This is a genomic window from Rhizobacter sp. P1_G5 (assembly GCF_056405435.1).
In genome coordinates, this window is record NZ_JBFUCB010001171.1 from 1 (window position 1) to 654 (window position 654).

At 70.5% G+C, this 654-nt stretch carries 1 protein-coding gene; it reads right to left on the reverse strand.

The genetic code is table 11. The features are described from left to right. Positions 1-654: sensor histidine kinase (locus tag AC1D12_RS34795; RefSeq protein ID WP_477845598.1), on the reverse strand; the 654-nt coding region annotated here is incomplete at both ends.

The window sequence follows — 654 nt, forward strand, 5'->3', positions numbered from 1 at the left end:
GCGCCACCCCGAGCGGCACGCTCACCGTGAAGCAGCTGCCCAGGCCCGGTCCGCTGGTCACCACCACGTTGCCGCCGTGCAGCCGCACCAGCTCCTTCACCAGCGCGAGGCCGATGCCGGTGCCCTCGTGCGAGCGCGAGCGCGCCCCGGCCACGCGATGGAACCGGTCGAACACATGGGCGAGCGCCTCGTCGTCCATGCCGATGCCGGTGTCGCGCACTTCCAGCACCGCCTGTCCGGCCTCGCTGCGCAGCGAGACGGCGATCTCGCCCTCGAACGTGAACTTGAATGCGTTCGACAGCAGGTTCAGGACCACCTTCTCCCACATGTCGACATCGACGAACACCTCGTGCGGGAGCGTGTCGCAGGCGACGACGAAGCGCAGCCCCGCATGCTCGATCGCCGAGCGGAAGGCCGATGCGAAATCGCGCGTCAGCGCCGCGAGGTCGGTGGCCTGGTAGCTCGCCTCGACGCGCCCGGCCTCGATGCGCGAGAACTCCAGCAGCGAGTTGACGAGCTTGCGCAGCCGCTCGCCGTTGCGGTGCGCCAGCTGCAGCGCGTCGTGCACATCGGCCGGCAGCTCGGGGCGCAGCAGCGCGTCCTGCAGCGGCCCCAGCATCAGCGTCAGCGGCGTGCGCAGCTCATGGCTCACGT